Here is a 3951-nt window from a genome sequence, read left to right on the forward strand (position 1 = left end):
CCCTGCAGGCCACGCGGTCGCAGCGCTGGCTGGCCCGCCTGAGTTTCGCGCTGGCGTTTCTCGCCGTCGCGGTCGTGGTGGCCTTCGCGGGACTGAAGAGCGCGGCGATGCTCGGGGTGGGCCTGGCCGCCGCCGCGGTGAGCCTCGCGACCGCGTTCCTGGTGCTGTCCCGCCGGGGCGTCCTGCGCTGGCTGTCACTGGCTGTGTTCGTTCTCGCGCCGATCACGGTGATCATCGTCTACGCGTTCGCCGGCCTGCTCTGGCTGGCGGCGGTCTCCGCGGTGGGCTGGTTCCTCGCTGGCGTGGTGGCGCGCGCGGCGCTGACCGGGAACGGACCGGATTGGCGAATGCCTGAGCTCCCGGCGGCGCCGGCCCGGCATCCGTTCTTGATCATGAACCCGAGGTCCGGCGGCGGGAAGGTGGCGAAATTCGACTTGCGGCGGAAAGCGGAGGCGCTGGGAGCAGAGGTATTCCTGATAAGCGGTCCCGAGCCGGTCGACGTGGCCGAGGTGGCGCGCAAGGCGGTCAGAGCGGGCAGTGACCTGCTCGGCGTCGCAGGCGGCGACGGTACCCAGGCGCTCGTGGCCGGTGTCGCCGCTGAGCACGGGATTCCGTTCGTGGTGATCACCGCGGGCACCCGGAACCACTTCGCGCTGGACCTGGGCCTCGACCGCACGGATCCGGCGGCGTGCCTCGCCGCGCTGTCCGACGGCGTTGATCTGCAAGTCGACCTGGGCCTGATCGGCGATCAGACGTTTGTCAACAACGCGTCCTTCGGCGCCTACGCTGAGGTGGTGCAGACGCCCGCCTACCGGGACGACAAGCTGGGCACGACCCTGGACACGCTGCCGGAGCTGCTGGACGGCCAGCGCGGGGCACGGCTGTCCGCCGTCGCGGACAGCGTGACGATCGATGCGCCGCAGGCGCTTCTGGTGTCCAGCAACCCCTACGGGACGGGAGACATCGCGGGCCTTGGCCGTCGCGCGCGGCTGGATCGCGGTGTGCTCGGCGTGGTCGCCGTGACGGTGGACAGCGTGGGGCAGGCGGTCGGCCTGCTCCGCGGCAGGCACACCACCGGCCTGCGCGTGCTGACCGCGCGGACCATCGTGGTTACCGCCAGCTCGGAACGGATTCCCGTCGGCATCGATGGCGAGGCCGTCTCCCTGCCGGTGCCCGTGCGTTGCGCGATCCGTCCCGGCGCGCTGCGGGTCCGGGTGCCACGGGACCGTCCCGGCGTGCCTCCGCCCAAGGCCACCATCAGCTGGTCCCGGCTGCGGCGCCTCGCGTCGTGGCGGCGCGAGCCGCCGTCGGCCGGCGCGCCCGCGGGCCACTCAGCGGTCACCGCGGGCCATCAGGACAGATCTGGGCAGGAGCCGGATGCCGGCCTCTGACGAGCAGTTCACAGAGCTTCGCGACGTGCTGGCACGGGCCAGGGAGCTGTCGGTGCGGACGATGATTTTCGACGTGGAGCCCCTGGTCGCGTGGTGGGACAGTGGCCAGGAGTCACTCGACCGGGGAGTAGCGGCAGTCGTCTCCGAGCTCGGGGAGCTTCCTGATGTGCGTGTGGTGGTCTTCGCGACGAACTCCGCTCGCCGGCCCTCGGCGATCCCGTCGCTTCCTGGCGTGCAGGTGACGTACCTCGCCTCCGCGGGGAAGCCGGTGCGGACCGCGCCGTACCGTGCTCTGCCCCGGCCCGGCGCCGTGATCGGTGATCAGGTCGCCACCGACGGGCTGCTCGCCCGTCGTCTCGGCTACACGTTCCTGCGCTGGAACCCGCGGCTGGCCGGCGTGCCGCTCCGGCCGAGGCTCATGGGCCTCCTCGGCCGGGTGGCCCAGCCGCTGTTCCGCACCCGTAAAGGACCCGCGCGCGAGCCTCGCTCTTAGGCACTTCCCGTCTCGGCGAGGGAGGCTGCTGGCATCAGTGCAGGTGTATGAGAACCACGTCCTTCAGCAGGATCATCACGACCCCCAGCGCCGCCGCGACGGAGGTCGCGAGAACAAGCTGGCGCCCGTGTAGCTGCGCCGCCCGCCCAGCCGACCATCCGTGGAACGTCAGCGCGGCGATCGCGACCCCCAGGCCGACATTGGCGGCGGTCAGGCCCGATGCGCCCGCCAGATGTGCGAGCACCAGCGCGAGCAGCGGCGCGTACGAGGCGCTGACCATCGGCCAGGTGCTGGTCAGCATGCCCCGGATACTGGCCCACGTCGGGAGGCGGCCTCCCTCGGCCTGCTCGCCGATCACCTCGGCATACTCCTCGGCCACCCAGTAGACCAGCAAGGTGACCACCACCGCGACCACCAGTGGGACGGTGGGCAGCTCGTCCCCGCTGGCGGCGATGATCGCCGCGGTGATGATGGCGCCGTAGATGCTGGCCGCGCGGTGCCGTCCGGAGATCTTCGCCGACCGCCCGCGCCGGCGTCCGTCTCCTGCCGCGATGCTTACCATGATCGCCCCTTCCGATGGCAGCACACGAAACCTAATGACGGCTGCTTCATGCTGTGATCACCCGCACGGGCCTTTCACCGGGCGGAGCGCCCGCCCGGCGGCCGCCCTTTCACCCCCTGCGAGGGATGCGGCTCCCGGCGAGCGGGCACGGTCCAGGGTGCCCCGTTTCACCGCGGTGATAGCACGTGGTACTGCCACGGCTCCAGGTCAACGAACAGGCCGGGCCCGGCGAGTTCGCCGCCGTCACGGACGAACACCGCGCCGGACAGCAGGTCCTCCAGCCGCCAGTCACGCCCCGGCAGGTCCGGCCAGCCGAGCGGGATCTGGCCCTGAGCGGGCTGGCCGGACAGGTTGACGACCACCACGTGCCGCGCGTCGTCCGCACCAGACCAGGACCAGGCCAGGAGGTTCCGGCAGGACTGGTTATCGGGCCACCCGTCGGCCTCGAGCAGCCGCCACGTCCCGGCCCGGACGCCGTGACCGGCGACGATGGCGAGCAGTCGCTCGTACCAGGCGGCAAGCTCGGTATCGGCAGGCTCGTCAGGCCGCCGGGCCAGGAAGACGGGCGGCCGGACCCGCCGGCCCTCGAACTGGCCTTCGTACCACAGCGTGGCGCCGGGCAGGGTCGCGATGCTGACGGCAGCGGCTCGCTCGGCCGCCGGATCCATCCGCGACGCGACGCGGGGCTCGTCGTGGTTCTCCAGGAAGCGCAGCAGCCGGGCCTGGTATCCCGGATCGGCCCGGAGGTGGTCGCGGACGGCGGACGCGTCCTCCTCGATGATCCGGTCATACAGCCGCTTGTCGTAGCAGAAGTCGAAGCCCTGCTGCTGGAGTTCCGACTCCATGTCCCAGTACGCCTCGGCGACGAGCACGACCTGCGGATGCTGCCCGCGCAACTCGCCGATCACGGCCGGCCAGAATTCCTCGGGCGGCGCGGCCCCGGCGCGGGTGCCCCAGGTCTTGGCGAAGATGTCGTTGATCATGAGCATGGCCATGTCGCACCGGATGCCGTCGCACTGACTGGCGATATCGGCCAGCGTCTCGACGGTCGCCGCGCGCAGCGCGGGCGAGAACGCGTTGAGCTGGACGACGTCCGGCCACGGCGGGAAATACGGGTCCCGGCCGTGGGCCAGCACCTGGCCGCCCGCCGCTACCCAGCCGGCCGGATCCGCGCGGAGGTCGTCCTCGGAGCCGCGGACGAAGAGTTCCGGATCGCTCATCACCCAGGGGTGGTCCGGGGCGACGTGGTTAGGCACGTAGTCGAGGATCAGCCGCACGCCGCGGGCGGCCAGCGCGGCCCGCGCCGCCGCTAGCCCACTGCGGCCGCCGAACATGTCGTCCGCGACATAGCGGCGCACGCAGTACGGGGAGCCGATGACGTCCTCGGGCCGCAGGTCAGGCAGGGCCTCGCGGAACGACGCCTGGAGCTCCTGGTTCGCGTTGGTCAGGGCCAGCCCGGCCGGGCTGCGCTCCCACACGCCCATCAGCCAGACCGCGTTGGCGCC

Annotated in this window: 4 protein-coding genes; 2 read left to right on the forward strand and 2 right to left on the reverse strand. The window is 71.9% G+C overall.

The features are described 5' to 3' along the window. Together WA805_RS26445 and WA805_RS26450 are read left to right on the forward strand one after the other, a co-directional pair. A partial coding sequence (locus tag WA805_RS26445; protein WP_425243705.1) for a diacylglycerol/lipid kinase family protein occupies positions 1 to 1391 on the forward strand: 1391 nt, incomplete at its 5' end. Further along, the gene (locus WA805_RS26450; RefSeq protein ID WP_422272729.1) at positions 1378 to 1884 is read left to right on the forward strand and encodes a hypothetical protein; all 507 of its coding nucleotides are present in this window, start codon (positions 1378 to 1380) and stop codon (positions 1882 to 1884) included. The genes WA805_RS26445 and WA805_RS26450, both read left to right, overlap by 14 nt. A 34-nt stretch (positions 1885 to 1918) precedes the next feature. Here the strand turns inward: WA805_RS26450 and WA805_RS26455 are convergent, their stop codons facing one another. Continuing rightward, positions 1919 to 2446 carry a hypothetical protein gene (locus WA805_RS26455; protein ID WP_425241192.1) on the reverse strand — a complete coding sequence of 176 codons (528 nt, stop codon included), beginning with the start codon at positions 2444 to 2446 and terminating at the stop codon, positions 1919 to 1921. A gap of 167 nt (positions 2447 to 2613) precedes the next feature. After that, positions 2614 to 3951, reverse strand: a 1338-nt coding sequence (locus WA805_RS26460; RefSeq protein WP_425241193.1) for an alpha-amylase family glycosyl hydrolase, incomplete at its 5' end; no start/stop codon positions are given.

Origin of the sequence: Trebonia sp., from assembly GCF_049794275.1 — a bacterium.
In the GTDB taxonomy this organism is placed as follows: domain Bacteria; phylum Actinomycetota; class Actinomycetes; order Streptosporangiales; family Streptosporangiaceae; genus Trebonia.

Bases quoted from the DNA above. Each gene is read 5' to 3' on its own strand.
- WA805_RS26450 (WP_422272729.1), top strand. From the start codon at position 1,378: ATGCCGGCCTCTGACGAGCAGTTCACAGAGCTTCGCGACGTGCTGGCA.
- WA805_RS26455 (WP_425241192.1), bottom strand. From the start codon at position 2,446: ATGGTAAGCATCGCGGCAGGAGACGGACGCCGGCGCGGGCGGTCGGCG.